Raw genomic sequence first — 14,367 nt, forward strand, 5'->3', positions numbered from 1 at the left:
AGCATGATGAAGAACACAGCTGAAAAACTGAGAGCCAGCATTGAATCCGGCCGTCTCCTTCAAGCGCCCGGTGCAGCCGATGCATTGACGGCACGACTGGTCGAGATGGCGCAATTTCCAGCCATTTACATGACCGGCTTTGGTGCAACGGCCTCGCGGTTGGGCTTGCCGGATATTGGTCTGCTGTCGCAAACAGAGATGACAACACACGCGCGCGACATGGTGCGGGCGGTCGATATTCCGGTCATTGCCGACGCTGATACCGGTTATGGTGGTCCTGCCAATATCTGGCGCACGGTCGAGGAATATATCCAGGCTGGCGTTGCCGCCATTCATCTTGAAGACCAGCAATTGCCAAAGCGATGCGGCCAACGCTCGGGCGTCCGTGTCATTCCGGCTGAGGAAAACATTCGCCGTCTGCGCTGCGCTGTCGAAGCGCGTGGTCAGCACCCAATGCTGTTGATTGCACGGACGGATGCGATCCAGAGCGAAGGCATTGATGAAGCCATTCGCCGTGCTAAGCTCTATCAGGATGCGGGCGCCGACTTGGTTTTTGTCGATGGCATCAAGAAGATCGCCGACGTCGAGGCAGTTTCCAAGGGTGTACAGGGTCCGAAAGTCGTCAGCATCGTCGACGGCAACGAGACCACCGCACTGACGGCAAAGGACCTGGAAGAGCTTGGCTTCAACATCGCTTTCTATGCGCTTTCTGCTCTTTTCTCAGCGGTGAAGGCTGTTCGGGACACTCTTGATGTGCTGAAGGCGGAAGGCACTCCGCATAGCCGTGCAGATGCCATGGTGACATATGCTGAGTTCAGCGCCGTAACTGGACTCGCCGGCTACGATGCGCTGGACGACCGCTACGGCTGGCCCGAACACAAATAACTGGCTCACCGAATACCGATAAGAACGCCGGTCGCAACAAGAGCGATCGGCGGTGAAAGGACGTGCTGAAAAAAGAACACGACTGACGGATTAAAATGCGGGATCGAGTGTTGATGCTATAATGCAACAGACATGGGAGGTCGTCATGATCCGCGCACTCTCGATTTTAATGCTACTCTTTTTTTCGCCAGCGTCGTCATTGGCCGATAGTCTGGAAGCCGTCAACGGACATTATACGATCCAGCGCTCATCAATGATCAGCTTTCGTGTTGGTCAGGTTGGTGGCGGCGGTGTGGCGGGTTCGTTTGCTGAATTTGCGGGCGATTTTAATCTCAACGCTCAAAATCTGGCAAAGTCGTCGGTGTCCTTTACGCTGAAGCCAGCGAGCGTCGACGCAAGACAGACGCGCATCAGTGACTTTCTCAAATCGTCAGCCGTCTTTGATATTGAGCACTATCCGGTTCTCGCATTTCGCTCGACAAAGATCACGCAGACGGGACCTCTGAATGCCCGGATCGACGGCGTTCTGACTGCCCGCGGCAAGACGCATGGTGAAACATTCTTCGCGTCCATGGTTGGCCATGACGAGAAGACCGTTACGTTTCATGTAACCGGCGAGGTTTTGCGTTCGCCCTATGGTATGGATGTCGGTACGCCGATCTATTCCAATGTTGTTGATTTCGACATGGAGCTACTGGGCGAAAAATAATGTTAGATGATCGGGATTAAATGCATTCCTGCGGTGTTCTTCAAGACGGAGACTAAGACCAACCCGTAGAGGAGGACTATCATGATTAAAGTGACAGCGTTTTTGGCGACAGCCGCCCTCGTCGTTAGCATGCCACTGGCCGCACATAGTGAAGATTATGCGTCTGGCGCCGTCAAGACGATGAAAACGGCGAAGGGTGAAGTTCTGACCGACGCAAAGGGCATGACCCTCTATGTATTCGACAAGGACAGCAAGGGAACATCCAACTGTTATGATGATTGCGCGAAGAAGTGGCCGCCTTTGACGGCTTCCAAGGGTGCAAAAATGGATTCTGAGTTCACTCTCGTCACACGCAAGGATGGCACGAAGCAGTGGGCACATGAAGAACAGCCGCTATATCTCTGGCAAGGCGATAAAAAACCCGGTGACGTGTCAGGCGACGGGGTCGGCGGTGTCTGGCATATAGCCAAGGATTGAGTGCAGGACCGGTTCGAGAATGTCGCGCTTTTTGGAAGAAATGGAGGAATGTGTTCCCGCGCTCAGGCGTTACGCCCGAGCGCTGACACATGACATCGATTGGGCGGACGATCTCGTGCAGGATTGTCTGGAGCGCGCAATTCGCAAAAGCAGTTTATGGAAACCATCTGGTCCATTGCGTGCCTGGCTTTTCCGCATCCTCGTTAACCTGTGGCGCAATGAGTTGCGCCACAGACGCCGGGCTCCGGACAGTGCGCCACTGTCGAGCGTTATGGTTGAACCACAGGTGCCAAGCGCGTCGCCGTCCAGACTTGCTTTCGCCGAGACGGCGCGGGCAATACAAACATTGCCTTCGGAGCAACGCGAAGCGCTTCTGCTGGTCGCAGTTGAAGGTATGGGCTACACAGAGGCGGCTTCCGTGCTTGAGGTTCCACTTGGTACATTGATGTCACGTCTGGGACGAGCTCGCGCAACATTGCGCAGTCTTACAGAGGAGAACGGTTCGCATTTGAGGGCCTTGAGATGAAAAACAGGTTGATCAGTGACGCTGAATTGCAAGCTTATGTGGATGGGCTGCTTCCTGATGAGTGTCGTCAGGTGATCGAGGCAGAACTGTCCGCCAATCCTCAACTGGCCTCAGAGATTGCTGTCTGGCATCGACAGAATGAAACTTTGCAGGCACTCTATTCGCATGTCGCGCAGGAGCCTGTACCTGCACGGTTGAGCCCGGGTGCCATCAGAGACGAAATTCGATCCACGCGGCAGGGTTCCTGGCGCATGGCAGCTGCTGCTGTAGTGTTGGTCGCTGTAGGGGCAGGGGCTGGATGGTTTGGTCGTGATGCTGTCGAGGCCACGCCACCATCATCAATGCCGCTCGTAAGCGAAGCGATGGCCGCCCATAGTCTTTATACAAGTGAAATTGTGCACCCGGTTGAGGTGAAAGCAGAGCAGGAGCAACATCTGTCTGCTTGGCTTTCCAAGCGACTGGAGCGGACCCTCGTCATACCTGACCTGCGGACAGAAGGGCTCTTTTTGGTTGGCGGTCGTCTTTTGCCAGCCAATGGTGGGCCAGCGGCCCAATTAATGTATGAGGACACGAGCGGCAAACGCGTGACGCTTTTTATTGTTCCTTCTGACGATAACAAGGAAACATCATTGCGTTATCTGACACAGGGCAATCTGGAGGCGCTCATCTGGAGCGATAATACGCTCAATTGCGCGCTTGTCGGTGACTTGCCGCGCCCGCGCCTTCAGCAAATTGCCATGAGCGCCTACAAGCAGTTCGAATAGGGTGTAGGTTGGTTTCGGGAGGGTGTCATGTGGCGTAACACACGAGCCGCTTACAGCTGCCTCACACAAATACTGCACTGGTCGATTGCTCTGTTGATCGTCGTGCAGATTGGTCTCGGATTTCTCACTCAGGAAACAGCGAATAAACCGGCGCTCCAGTTTTCGCTTTACCAATGGCATAAATCGCTTGGCTTTTTGATCCTTGCACTCGCTTTGGTCCGATTGTTCTGGTTCGTTGTAAACACCCGCCCCTCGTCGAGTGCCGGGATCAGTCCATTGGAACGGCGTCTTGCACGCATTGTTCACAAGCTACTGCTGGCATTGACAATCGTGTTACCAGTTACCGGCTGGGCAATTGTGTCGACTTCGCCGCTTGGCATTCCAAGCTATGTCTTTGACCTCTTTGTCATGCCGAATATGCCGCTACCAGTTTCAGATGCCGATGAAGCATTCTGGTCGTGGCTACATGCAATATTTGTGTATGGCACTATGGGACTGGTTGCGCTGCATGCAGGGGCAGCCTTGTATCACCATTTCTTCCGGCAAGATGACACTCTGCGGAGAATGATCACATGTCGGCACGACTTGAAGAAGGTTGATTGAACGCAGTTCGTAGCAGCGGAAAGAAAACGGACAATCCTCCAAAACGAAAACAGGTGCCCGGCTTTTAGCGGGGCACCTGTTTGGCGTCTTTTGGTTCAGCGTTTTGAATGCTGTTGGTTATGCCTTGCCAAGACGCTTGCGCAGTTCGGTGTTCTCGGAGCGAAGCTTCGCAGCCAGTTCCTTGCGCAGCTTGATGTTTTCGGCTTCCAGTGCCACAAGCGCCTTCAGATCGTCGCTCGTCGAAGATGCCTTTGCGGCAGCTGCCGGTGCTGCGGTCTTTCCAGCAGCGTTCTTCCAGTTGTAATAGGTCTGTTCGCTGACTTCAGCCTGCTGCAGTGCAGCCTTCAATGTGATCTTGCCGCCCTTGGTGGCTTTCTCGACAGATGCAAGAATGGAAGCACGTTCTGCAGGCGTATATCGCTTTACCTGACGACCAGCCGGAGCAACAACAGCTGCTGTGCTAGCCTTGACGGCCTTGGGAGCAGCCTTTGCAGCTTTAGGAGCCTTCGCCGCTTTTGCAGCTGGCTTTGCGGCAGCAGCTTTGGGCTCAGCCTTCTTGCGCGGTGCGCGGGTTTTCGGCTTGGCGCTTGCTGGCTCAGCTGCAGCGGTCTGGTTTGCTTCTACAATGGTTTCATCAGCCATGGTCAGGTTCTCCTGGATTGATACTCGGGTAAGCTTTCCGGTCGCCGAATATATGGGACAATGCTTAATGCAACTATAAGTGCCATTACTTTGACACTTTGTGAAGAGATGCCCTCAAATGAGCATGGTGAGCTGATCTATTATATGTCTCGATTGTTTGTTGAAAACCGAGGATGAAATCTATAGGTAGAGCGTAGTACCTGCCGGGGAACCTCCATAGAAATTGATTAAGAAAGCTATTTTCGGATGAAGAATCCAATCCGCAATGTTGTCGTTGAATATAAGAACCGACGTGCACGTAAGGGCGGCAACTCGCTTTGGGGCAATCTCGATCTGAAGTCGATTGCACGGGACGTGGAAGAGGACAGCAAGGCACCAGCACCTGTCGAACCAACGCAGCCCGCGATTTCCGAAACCAGCAGTCAGCCTGCAGCAAAAATCCTTGAGCCAACGCCTCAGGTGGAGGCAGTTGTCGAGCCGAAGATTGTTGTTGCAGACACACCGGAAACCATCGCGGCTGAAACAGAAGTCGCTCCGCAGGAAACCCAAAAGCCCGCCGCTGCCAAAGCGACGACTTCTTCTGCCCGCACCAGGAAAAAGCTCAACGCTCCCCGTCGCTTGCAGACGCTTGCTGACAAGCCGGTGAAGGTCAAGCCGGTACCTAAGGCCACAGTTGACATTCTGGATGAACTGGCTGCGCTAGAAGCAGAGAATGTCGCGCTAAAGCGGCAGCTAGCCGAGAAGCTCAGCATAGAAAATAAACGCATGCGGAAAATGCTTCTCCGCATAGAGACCCAGGTTAAGCTTTAACAGAAAGCTCGTCTCGCTATGCGGCTATCTGGTGGCCGCTGCCGCTTGGGATACGTTCTCAAGTCGGTCAGCTTTCCTCAAGACGCCAGCCGTCGTAGCCATAAAGGCGATGATGAGACCATAGACCAATAATGTTGTTTGCAGGCCAAGATATGGCATCGCGATCCCTGCGAGGACAACTGGGACGCCAAAGGCAAGATAGCTGATCGTGAAGATTGAGGCGAAGACCTCTCCGCGTTCGCTGGCGGGCGTTAAAGGAACTATGCTTCGCAAGCTCGCATAAAAGCAGGTTCCAAATCCTGTTCCAGCAATAAAAAGCGCGGCCAGATAGATTGCGATATTGGATGAAAGAATGCCAATGAGCGTAAATACAGTTCCGATGGCGAGACTGGTCGCGCCATAGAGCATGATGTGCCGGGGAGCGAACTTGCGCGCGACATAGCTTGCAATTGCTCCGCCAAAGGACAGCAGCGTGATGACGCTTGCCTGAGCAAAATAATCATGAAAGTCAAATATGCGCGCCATGATGAGAGGGCCAAGCGCGAGGTAAAAGCCGCCTGTGGCCCAAGCGGCAATAATCGCCGGTGCGCACTTCCAGAAAATGCTTCTCACATTCGTTGGTAGTCCCAGCCGGGGCTGTAGCGAGGTGAGGAAGCCGCGATGGCGCGGTGAACTTTCAGGCAATATCCATATGATGGCCGCGAGTATCAGGCTGATAGCAATGAGGCCGCCAAAGGCATAGTTTCTTGGCTGATCGAAAACGTCCATGATGATGCCCGCGATCAGAGCGCCAGCTGCCAACCCAAGAAGCGGAACGACCGAGTTACAGACAGCGGCGATACCCGGAAATCTGCGGAGTTCAAAGTCCACAACAGTCGCCGAGGAAGCGGTGATCAATAACCCGCAGGCAATGCCTTGAACACATCGCGCCACCATCAATCCTGTCAGGCTTGCGGCTGTCATGAAGTCAAATGCGGATATTCCGAGTAGCAAGAAGCCAAGGGTGAGAACGGGACGGCGTCCGATATAATCGGAACTTGCGCCGGCGATCATTAGCGTGGCGAGCAAAGCGCCGGCATAGATGGCAAAAATGCCCGTCAAGGCTGCTGCGGAAAAGCCAATCTCCTGCTGCAATGCCGGATAAAAGGGAGAGGGCAGGCTCGCGCTGGCCATCATGACAAACTGGCTGAGCAAAGCAATTGTGAAACCGGGTCGGCTACCGCTTGCTGCTTTGATCTGATCATTCGACATAGTGCACCTGCTGCAATCACCACAATGTAGTAGGAAATGGTTTGATAATATTCGAACCATTTCCTACTATGAAATGGCCGACGGTTCAACTATATTCGAACCATGACGAATGAAATTCTATCTCACCCGGTTGATCTGGCTCATCCGAATTGTGAAGAAATCACGCTAACGCAGATACTTTTTGCGCTAAGCGATCCGTCGCGTCTTGAAATTGTGCGGCAATTGGATGGCGGCCCGCTGGAGATGGCGCGGTGTCATTTGAGCGATCCGAATGTACCGAAATCAACGCGTTCGCATCTGATGAAGGTGCTGCGTGAAAGTGGAGTCGTCTGGAACAAGCCGAAGGGTCGCGGACGCTTGTTGTCACTGCGGCGCGAAGAACTCGATCAACGTTTCCCGGGCCTTCTCGATGCGGTTCTCAACGCGGCAAAAGGCTAAGCTGATTAAGGCCATCTCATTCAGCGACGTCTTTTTTTAAGAGCAGTCCTTCGAGAAAAGTGCGAAAAGCCTGCGCGGCTTTTTCCGAAGTAACTTCGGGATCGTCTGCATTGGCAATCCATTGTGCGGCGCTGCTGCTGGCTGCATTGATGAGGCGCGCGCCAGCTTCCGGATCGATGTCAACAATCATGCCAGCTTTTTGCAGGTCGGCGAGGCTGCGCGCCACCGTTGCAATGCAGCCATTGGCATTTGGCCAGCCTGATGGATCTCCCAGCACTGCAGGCCCATCTCTGAACATGATGCGCTGGATTTCTGGTTCGAGAGCCATCTGAACATAAGCAACATTCTCGTCAACGAAGCCCTGCCAGGGTGTCTCAGCTCGGGAAGAAATGGCGCAAAGCCTGTCCGTCATTTCTGCGTCGATCTGAGTAACCACCGCCTGCAACAGACCCTTCTTGTCGCCGAAGTGATGGTAAAGCGCACCTCTTGTCAGACCGGCTGCACCCGTGAAATCATCCATTGAAGCATCCGCATAGCCGACCGTTCCAAATGCCTGACGCCCCGCCGCGAGTAGTTTTGCCCGGGTTTCGGCGATCATTTCGCTGCGGGGTTTGCGCATATCGTTCTCCAATTTCTACATACGTTGCGTATATTAGTTGACATACGCCGCGTATCAACTAATTATTTGACATACGCTACGTATGTAAGTGGTAAATCATTACCATCAAGGAACATGTCTATGTCCAATCCCTACAGAGAGATTTTCCGTGCGCCGGGCGCACTGGGCTTTTCAACGGCAGCAGGCTTCGCGCGGCTCCCAATGGCAATGGCTCCAATTGGAATCGTTGCCATGTTGTCTCTAACGCATGGCGAATATTGGCTGGGAGGCGCAGTTTCAGCTACGTTCGCGCTGACCAACGCGTTTTTATCGCCGCAGATATCCCGGGCGGTCGACAAATACGGTCAACGGGCTGTCGTCGGGCCGGTTACGGTCATTTCGGTGATAGCATTTGCAGTGCTTATTCTGGCCGCCAATCAGAAATGGGCGAGCTGGACCTTGTTCGTTGCGGCGTTTCTGGCGGGCACGACGCCAAGCATACCTGCAATGGTCCGGGCGCGTTGGACGGAAATATTTCGCAACCGGCCGGAGTTGAACACTGCTTTCGCGTTTGAATCAGCTGCCGACGAACTCGTCTATATTGCGGGTGCTTCGCTCTCCGTTGGCTTGGCCGTGGCGTTGTTCCCAGAAGCAGGAATGCTGATCAGTACAGTGTTTCTGGCAATCGGCACGGTTGCGTTTCTGGCGCAGCGCACAACTGAACCCAGAGTCCGTGCTCCTGATCAAACCGGTCCCCAGCGCTCCGCTATCCGGCTCCGTTCGGTTCAGATTATTACACTTGCCCTTGTGTTCGTCGGCTCGACCTTTGCAACGGCGGAAGTCAGTGCTGTGGCAATCACCAGAGAGCTTGGTCAACCCAATATGGCAAGTCTGGTCATCGGCGTTTACGCTATCGGGTCTTTTGCAGTCGGTCTTACTCTCGGTGCGCTTAAGCCAAGAATTCAATTGCCATTGCAGTTGCTGATCGCGGTTAGTGTGCTTGCAATTACGGCCTTACCGCTTTTGTTTGCCAGTTCGTCAGTTGTTTTGCTTGCCTTGGCTGTCTTCGTCAGTGGTGTTGCTATCTCGCCCACCTTCATCACCGCCTTTGGTCTCATTGAGCGTCGGGTGCCGGAAGCTATGCTAACTGAGGGAATCACATGGGTTATGACGGGCATCGGTATCGGGATGGCGCTCGGCGCCTTCATCGCAGGTTGGGTGGTTGATAATTTCGGGGCAGCGAACGGCTTCTGGGTGTCAATTGTAGCCACTGTAACGACTGTTTTGATTGTCGGATTCGGACAGCGTGCTTTGTCAGGAGAGCGGAGAACATCGAGTGTTGATGACAATTGTATGGCTCAACCTGCCGAATGAAGCGGTTTTGTGCTTGAAGATAGCCCCTGACGGAAAACCTGTCGGGGGCTGCTCGTGTCAGGTCACGCGGCCTCTTTCAGCAAGAAAGTCCAGAAGTGCCCGGACCCTTGATGGCAACGGACCGCCTTGACCGATGTAAACAGCATGGAACGCCTCACGGTCATGCGGATTTAAATGTTCCAGAACAGGCACAAGGCGTCCCGCAGCGATATCGTCGCGAACCGTGAATTCCGTCAGGCGTGCAAGTCCCGTTCCGCTGAGAGCCAGGCGTCGTACGGCTTCCCCATCACTGGCCTGCACGCGTTCGACCGTTGGAGCGACGATGGGCTCACCGTTTTGGACCATCGGCCAGCCATCTGTTGTGCGTATATATCCAAGACCGATACAATTGTGAGAAGCGAGTTCTTCGAGCGTTTGCGGTGTGCCGAAGCGGTCGAGATAAGCGGGCGCACCAACCACGATCATCGATGTCTCGCCAAGCTTGCGCGCGACGAGGCTTGAACTCTTCAATGGTCCTGCTCGCACTGCCACATCAATTCGCTCACTCAGCAGATCTATAACAGTGTCGCTGAGCGTCAGATCAAGTGTGACATCCGGATATAGTTCCAGAAATGCAGGCAGGATCGGCGCAAGAACATGCGTTGCGTAAGATGGGCTGGTGCTGAAGCGGATGCGACCGACAGGTCTTTCGCCGACACCTGTAACGCGTTCGGCGTCTTCAATATCGACAAGAATCCGGGTTGCGCGCTCATAGAAAGCACATCCTTCGGGCGTCAGCTGAAGCGCGCGTGTGGAACGATTTATCAGGCGTGCACCAAGCCGCGTTTCTAAACGGGCGACCAGCTTGCTGACAGCTGAGGGCGTCATCCGGCAAGCTCTGGCTGCCGCTGAAAAGCCACCTTGTTCCACAACGCTGACAAAGACTTCCATCTCGCCAGAACGGTTGATCTCTGATCTCGCCATTGGTCTTCTAATTCACAAATGATTTGAATTGTCGCATTCTATATCACAGGATGAGAGAGGTCTATGTTCATTCATCAATTGTTGCGGGGATCATATTGCCCCACCGTTTTGAAAGTCAAAATCTTATGGAATACCGTTATCTGGGACGCTCTGGCCTCAAAGTATCGACCCTGAGCTTTGGCGCGGGAACGTTTGGTGGTACAGGCCCCTTGTTCGGTGCATGGGGAAACACCGATGTGAATGAGGCGCGCCGCCTCGTCGACATATGTCTGGAGGCTGGTGTCAATCTGTTTGATACAGCCGATGTCTATTCGACCGGCGCATCGGAAGAAGTTCTGGGCGCAGCGATAAGTGGACGGCGCGATAGCGTCATTATCTCAACCAAAATGAGCCTGCCGATTGGAGCGGGCGCCAATGATGCCGGGTCATCGCGATTTCGCCTGATACGTTCTGTGGAACAGGCGTTGAAGCGGCTCGATACCGACTACCTTGATCTTCTGCAACTGCATGCCTTTGATGCGCATACGCCAGTGGAAGAAGTTTTGTCCACGCTCGATGTGCTCGTGCGGACAGGCAAAGTTCGCTATGTCGGCGTGTCGAATTTTTCGGGCTGGCAGATCATGAAGGCGCTCGCTGTCGCAGATCGTTATGGCTGGCCGCGCTATATCGCCAATCAGGTCTATTATTCGCTCATTGGCCGGGATTATGAGTGGGATCTGATGCCGCTTGGAGCCGACCAGGGACTGGGCGCATTGGTCTGGAGCCCACTTGGATGGGGCCGATTAACCGGGAAAATCAAACGCGGCGAGGCGTTGCCTGAAGGTAGTCGGCTCCATGAGACCGCAAGCTATGGCCCGCCCGTGGAAACGGAACATCTTTTCAATGTTATCGATGCATTAGAGGTGGTAGCGGGAGAAACCGGCAAAACGGTTCCGCAAGTGGCGCTGAACTGGCTCCTGTCACGACCGACAGTGGCATCGGTTATCGTGGGGGCCCGTAATGAAGAGCAGTTGCGCCAAAACCTCGGCGCGGTGGGCTGGTCTCTGTCTTCTGCCCAGATTGCTACACTCGATGCAGCCAGTGCAGTTACGGCGCCATATCCACATTTTCCCTATCAACGTCAGGCAGCTTTTGCTCAAATCAATCCGTCTCTTATCGCAGGATAAGACATGGCTGTTCGCTCCTTAGCGATCCGGCTGAACGTCACCTTGAGCGATGATTTCGCTTAAGGTGACGAAACGGAAGGACCATGCTATAGGGATATCAACGGGCTGGGGAAAATCGTTGAAACGCCAATGACGGGGAGGGTTATGGCGGACGAAAAGCGAAAAACGGTCCGGCAGCGCCTTGCCACGATCATTATTGCTGGCGTCGGGAGCGCTTTGGCAAGTGCGATTTCCTATGCGACCGCCATCTATCATGCTGCCAATCCGGTACCGTTGCAGGTCGTCACGGAAGGTGGAATGATAGATACTGGGCAGTGGAACATCACAGTGTTCGATGCGCGGTTGAGCAATACGTCTCCAACAGGCCTTCAGCCAGTTGAACCCAAAAAGTTTCTTCTGATCGATTTCGAAGCGGATAACCGCTCGGCTGAATCAGCATTCGTTCCAATGAAGTTGATCGCACTTGATCCCCCGGTAGCGGGGCTGGTTGATCCGACTATCTATCTCGCCAGAGACAAATTTGTAGCCGGCGCGATCCATCCAGGATTGCCGGAAAAACTGACCCTTGCCTGGGAAGTTCCTGCCAATGTCACGTTGCCGGATAAGATAAGACTATTAGTCGGAAGCCAGATTTATAAAAAGCGCGACAATCTCTTTGGCGCGTCCAACTGGCTGGACCGTGACCCGGTTGCTGCTGTCGAACTGAAAATAGCCGAATCCGCTCCCGGAGACAGCGGATGAGACGCACGCTACTAACCTTCGTCGCAGTGGTTGCTACGATCGCGACCTTATACGCCATGCAGCATTCCACGCCTTATTACAGTGACATTGTTTCGATGGTTAAAGTACGCGGTGAAGCTGGAAAGCCGGTCTCAACTGCGAAATTCACCATGGGTGTCGCGGAGGCCTATATGGCGGATCAACTGGTCACATCCAGTTTGGGAAATGATCGCAACTATACGACGTCAGGTAAATGGCTGGTCCTGGAAGCCGCGGCAAGAGCGAACAAGGAGAGCATCAACCTGATGTCGGCTCTGTGGCAGGGACCAAGTGGCGCGCAATATGCGTTGAGCCAACGTATCACCAATGCATGGGGCGTGCTCGGTTCGGAGAGGCTGGAACCGGGCATTCCAAGGCCGGTTCTTCTCATATTTGAGTTGCCGGAACATGAGATCAAGGGCGGTTCCCTTCTCGTGGCTGAAAGCCTGATAACGCCGCTCGCGCAACAGGCAGAGATCCGCGTCGATTCTCCCGATGAAAGCCATACGCAACACGCAATCCTGATCAAGCGCGGCGGTCGCGTTCAACCTTGGGCGTTGGAGGCGCGATGACAGTCGAACAAACCCTGAGCGAAAAGCGATATTTCCGGATCAGTATCGTTCTATTAGTGCTACTCATCCCGCTTGCGGTTCTGGTCCACTCGCGCGGCGGCTTCATTGAATGGGTGCAGGAAAAACTGCGTCAGCCGACAATAGCCGAGAGAGGCGAAATGCCGGGCTATGCAGGCGCAAACTGGAAGCTTGTTGAGCTGACATCTTTTCCCGGCGAGTTACCGCAGACCAATATGCTGGTCGCAGAAATGGAACTTAAAATCGACGATCCCGAGCAATTTAAACAGGCTATGCCGTGTATTATTGCCGTGACTGACAGCCAGGAACGCAGCTGGAGCCCAACTTTCCTGACAGATCAAGTGCTGAAAACGATGAAACCGGATGCAGCTGAAAAGCAGCACTGTCTCAATCTCATTCAAAGCGCGGAGAAAGGAACCGTAGAGATTGCTGAAACATTTCTTGTCCCCGCTGGCGCAAGGGATTTCGCAGTCTCGGTTGCTATGCGGGGCGAACCGCAGCAGAGCCTGCTTTTGAAGTAGCACCAGCAACGGCATATTCAAGCACGGCTGCCAGAAGTGCAACCCGCACGGCATCGAGCACAATGCCACCGTCAAGCTCCGATGGGCTTCCTATCAGGATGACCAGTATATCGGAGATGCGTTGCCATGTTCCAATGTCATAAGGGCCGACGGTATGCGTGATGGCATACCAGATCCAGGCACCGCCCCAGCTGATTGCTTTATAAAAAACGATGAAACTCAACAGCGTTCCAAGTCCGGCCCCGAACACGAGTCGTAGACACGTCCAGACCGGTCGATACCGCGAACGATAGCCGCCCAGATAATGAGCTGCAAAGTCCTTCAGCCAAACCCGCACCGTGGTCACGCGTGAGGGGAGAGGAGGGACTGATGCCCGCTTCGCGGACAGGTCATAGCCATAGATAATGGATGCCATCACCAACCAGACAAGCGGCAGCAGTGCGTAAAAGAACAGGTTTTTTGCCTGCTCGATGAAACTTGGTTGGCGAAATTCGACAGGGACAGACTCTGGAGCCGCGGCATAGGCCTGAATTGAGAACCAGGTCCCATGAGCTTCGAGATATTCGAGAAACGAACCAGCTCCCAACCATGCGATAAAATCGTCTTTCCATTTATCGAGGGCATAAAGACCGATGAATATCCAGCTTGCGTCCGCTGCCACGATCAACAGGCGGAGCCATGGCGATTGCGTCTTGTACGCGCTTTTCTTCGCAATCCACCGTATGAACCAGCAGAGAACGATCGCAGCGATCAGACTTCTGGATCGCACGAGATCGAAAATTTGAATTTTCTCCCCGAAAGCCGCACTATCAAAGGCCAGTCGCGAATATTCGCGAATTGTGTCACCCAGAAATCCCCAAGCGGCATAATAAGCAAAAAATGGCAAAATGGCTGCAGCTGCCACCACGAGCATGCGATCGCTACGCTTATCGTCTTTTCGAGGACTCGCTCCTAGAGCCGAATTTTCACGCAATGCGGTCAGTGCGGGCAAACCGGGTCGCAAAACTGCAAACATCGTGATGAAGACAAGCAGCTTAACCAAAACAACCAGTGACAGAATGACCATGCCGCCCAACGGAAACTTGAGGCCGGTCGCAACGGCCGCGCCCATCAGCAAGTCACGTGCTATGTATCCAATTGCGCCAACCAGAAGCAGCTGAGGCCAAAACCTAGCTATAAGTCGACCAGTCTGCGATAATAGGCCATCAGTATCTTTAAAAATTGCCATTCGTGCAGTTTAACGGTGCGATCTACACCATTCAACCACAAATATATACTTCTCGTTTGCGGT

The 14,367-nt window shown here is 53.8% G+C and carries 18 protein-coding genes; 13 read left to right on the top strand and 5 right to left on the bottom strand.

What is annotated here, in order from left to right; translation table 11 throughout:
- The first annotated feature begins 3 nt into the window (after window positions 1-3).
- From QBD01_RS16120 to QBD01_RS16145, 6 genes are all read left to right on the top strand, one after another.
- Complete coding sequence (locus QBD01_RS16120; RefSeq protein ID WP_280993656.1) at window positions 4-885, top strand: isocitrate lyase/PEP mutase family protein; 882 nt, start codon at window positions 4-6, stop codon at window positions 883-885.
- Window positions 886-1,030: 145 nt separating this feature from the next.
- Window positions 1,031-1,594, top strand: a complete 564-nt coding sequence (locus tag QBD01_RS16125) for a YceI family protein (protein ID WP_280993657.1) — start codon at window positions 1,031-1,033, stop codon at window positions 1,592-1,594.
- An 84-nt stretch (window positions 1,595-1,678) separates the two neighbouring features.
- A complete protein-coding gene (locus QBD01_RS16130) occupies window positions 1,679-2,071 on the top strand; it encodes a hypothetical protein (protein WP_377515212.1) in 393 nt (130 codons plus the stop codon).
- Window positions 2,072-2,090: 19 nt separating this feature from the next.
- The gene (locus tag QBD01_RS16135; RefSeq protein WP_280993658.1) at window positions 2,091-2,597 is read left to right on the top strand and encodes a sigma-70 family RNA polymerase sigma factor; all 507 of its coding nucleotides are present in this window, start codon (window positions 2,091-2,093) and stop codon (window positions 2,595-2,597) included.
- On the top strand, window positions 2,594-3,361 hold the full coding sequence (locus QBD01_RS16140; RefSeq protein WP_280993659.1) for an anti-sigma factor: 768 nt from the start codon (window positions 2,594-2,596) through the stop codon (window positions 3,359-3,361). The genes QBD01_RS16135 and QBD01_RS16140 overlap by 4 nt, the downstream gene beginning before the upstream one ends.
- Before the next feature lie 27 nt (window positions 3,362-3,388).
- Window positions 3,389-3,964, top strand: coding sequence for a cytochrome b (locus tag QBD01_RS16145; protein WP_280993660.1), 576 nt, complete (start codon window positions 3,389-3,391; stop codon window positions 3,962-3,964).
- 117 nt (window positions 3,965-4,081) lie between these two features.
- Here QBD01_RS16145 and QBD01_RS16150 read toward each other — a convergent pair whose 3' ends face one another.
- Window positions 4,082-4,606 (bottom strand): transposase, encoded by a 525-nt coding sequence (locus tag QBD01_RS16150; protein ID WP_280993661.1) that lies wholly within the window; start codon window positions 4,604-4,606, stop codon window positions 4,082-4,084.
- Window positions 4,607-4,852: 246 nt separating this feature from the next.
- On the opposite strand from QBD01_RS16150, the gene QBD01_RS16155 reads away from it, so the two are divergent.
- Complete coding sequence (locus QBD01_RS16155) at window positions 4,853-5,416, top strand: hypothetical protein (protein WP_280993662.1); 564 nt, start codon at window positions 4,853-4,855, stop codon at window positions 5,414-5,416.
- Window positions 5,417-5,440: 24 nt separating this feature from the next.
- Here QBD01_RS16155 and QBD01_RS16160 read toward each other — a convergent pair whose 3' ends face one another.
- Entirely contained in the window at window positions 5,441-6,667 is a 1,227-nt protein-coding gene (locus tag QBD01_RS16160) for an MFS transporter (protein WP_280993663.1), read from the bottom strand.
- Window positions 6,668-6,769: 102 nt separating this feature from the next.
- On the opposite strand from QBD01_RS16160, the gene QBD01_RS16165 reads away from it, so the two are divergent.
- The gene (locus tag QBD01_RS16165; RefSeq protein ID WP_280993664.1) at window positions 6,770-7,105 is read left to right on the top strand and encodes a transcriptional regulator; all 336 of its coding nucleotides are present in this window, start codon (window positions 6,770-6,772) and stop codon (window positions 7,103-7,105) included.
- Between the two features lie 16 nt (window positions 7,106-7,121).
- On the opposite strand, the gene QBD01_RS16170 is transcribed toward QBD01_RS16165, so the two are convergent.
- Complete coding sequence (locus QBD01_RS16170; protein ID WP_280993665.1) at window positions 7,122-7,724, bottom strand: TetR/AcrR family transcriptional regulator; 603 nt, start codon at window positions 7,722-7,724, stop codon at window positions 7,122-7,124.
- 120 nt (window positions 7,725-7,844) lie between these two features.
- Between QBD01_RS16170 and QBD01_RS16175 the strand changes: the two genes are divergently transcribed.
- Window positions 7,845-9,077, top strand: coding sequence for an MFS transporter (locus QBD01_RS16175; protein WP_280993666.1), 1,233 nt, complete (start codon window positions 7,845-7,847; stop codon window positions 9,075-9,077).
- A gap of 57 nt (window positions 9,078-9,134) precedes the next feature.
- Here QBD01_RS16175 and QBD01_RS16180 read toward each other — a convergent pair whose 3' ends face one another.
- Window positions 9,135-10,040: a LysR family transcriptional regulator gene (locus tag QBD01_RS16180; RefSeq protein WP_280993667.1), complete on the bottom strand. Its 906-nt coding sequence runs from the start codon at window positions 10,038-10,040 to the stop codon at window positions 9,135-9,137.
- A 125-nt stretch (window positions 10,041-10,165) separates the two neighbouring features.
- Here QBD01_RS16180 and QBD01_RS16185 point away from each other — a divergent pair, with 125 nt between their 5' ends.
- The 4 genes from QBD01_RS16185 (at window position 10,166) to QBD01_RS16200 (ending at window position 13,076) form a co-directional block, all read left to right on the top strand.
- Window positions 10,166-11,206, top strand: a complete 1,041-nt coding sequence (locus QBD01_RS16185) for an aldo/keto reductase (RefSeq protein WP_280993668.1) — start codon at window positions 10,166-10,168, stop codon at window positions 11,204-11,206.
- A 144-nt stretch (window positions 11,207-11,350) separates the two neighbouring features.
- Window positions 11,351-11,947: a hypothetical protein gene (locus QBD01_RS16190; RefSeq protein ID WP_280993669.1), complete on the top strand. Its 597-nt coding sequence runs from the start codon at window positions 11,351-11,353 to the stop codon at window positions 11,945-11,947.
- The gene (locus QBD01_RS16195) at window positions 11,944-12,537 is read left to right on the top strand and encodes a hypothetical protein (protein WP_280993670.1); all 594 of its coding nucleotides are present in this window, start codon (window positions 11,944-11,946) and stop codon (window positions 12,535-12,537) included. The genes QBD01_RS16190 and QBD01_RS16195 overlap by 4 nt, the downstream gene beginning before the upstream one ends.
- Window positions 12,516-13,076 carry a hypothetical protein gene (locus QBD01_RS16200; protein ID WP_280993671.1) on the top strand — a complete coding sequence of 187 codons (561 nt, stop codon included), beginning with the start codon at window positions 12,516-12,518 and terminating at the stop codon, window positions 13,074-13,076. Before QBD01_RS16195 ends, QBD01_RS16200 begins: the two co-directional genes overlap by 22 nt.
- On the opposite strand, the gene QBD01_RS16205 is transcribed toward QBD01_RS16200, so the two are convergent.
- A complete protein-coding gene (locus tag QBD01_RS16205; RefSeq protein WP_280993672.1) occupies window positions 13,036-14,304 on the bottom strand; it encodes a hypothetical protein in 1,269 nt (422 codons plus the stop codon). The two genes, QBD01_RS16200 and QBD01_RS16205, sit on opposite strands and share 41 nt — an antisense overlap.
- Window positions 14,305-14,367 lie beyond the last annotated feature (63 nt).

Origin of the sequence: Ochrobactrum sp. 19YEA23, from assembly GCF_029909865.1 — a bacterium.
Taxonomy (GTDB): domain Bacteria; phylum Pseudomonadota; class Alphaproteobacteria; order Rhizobiales; family Rhizobiaceae; genus Brucella; species Brucella gambitense.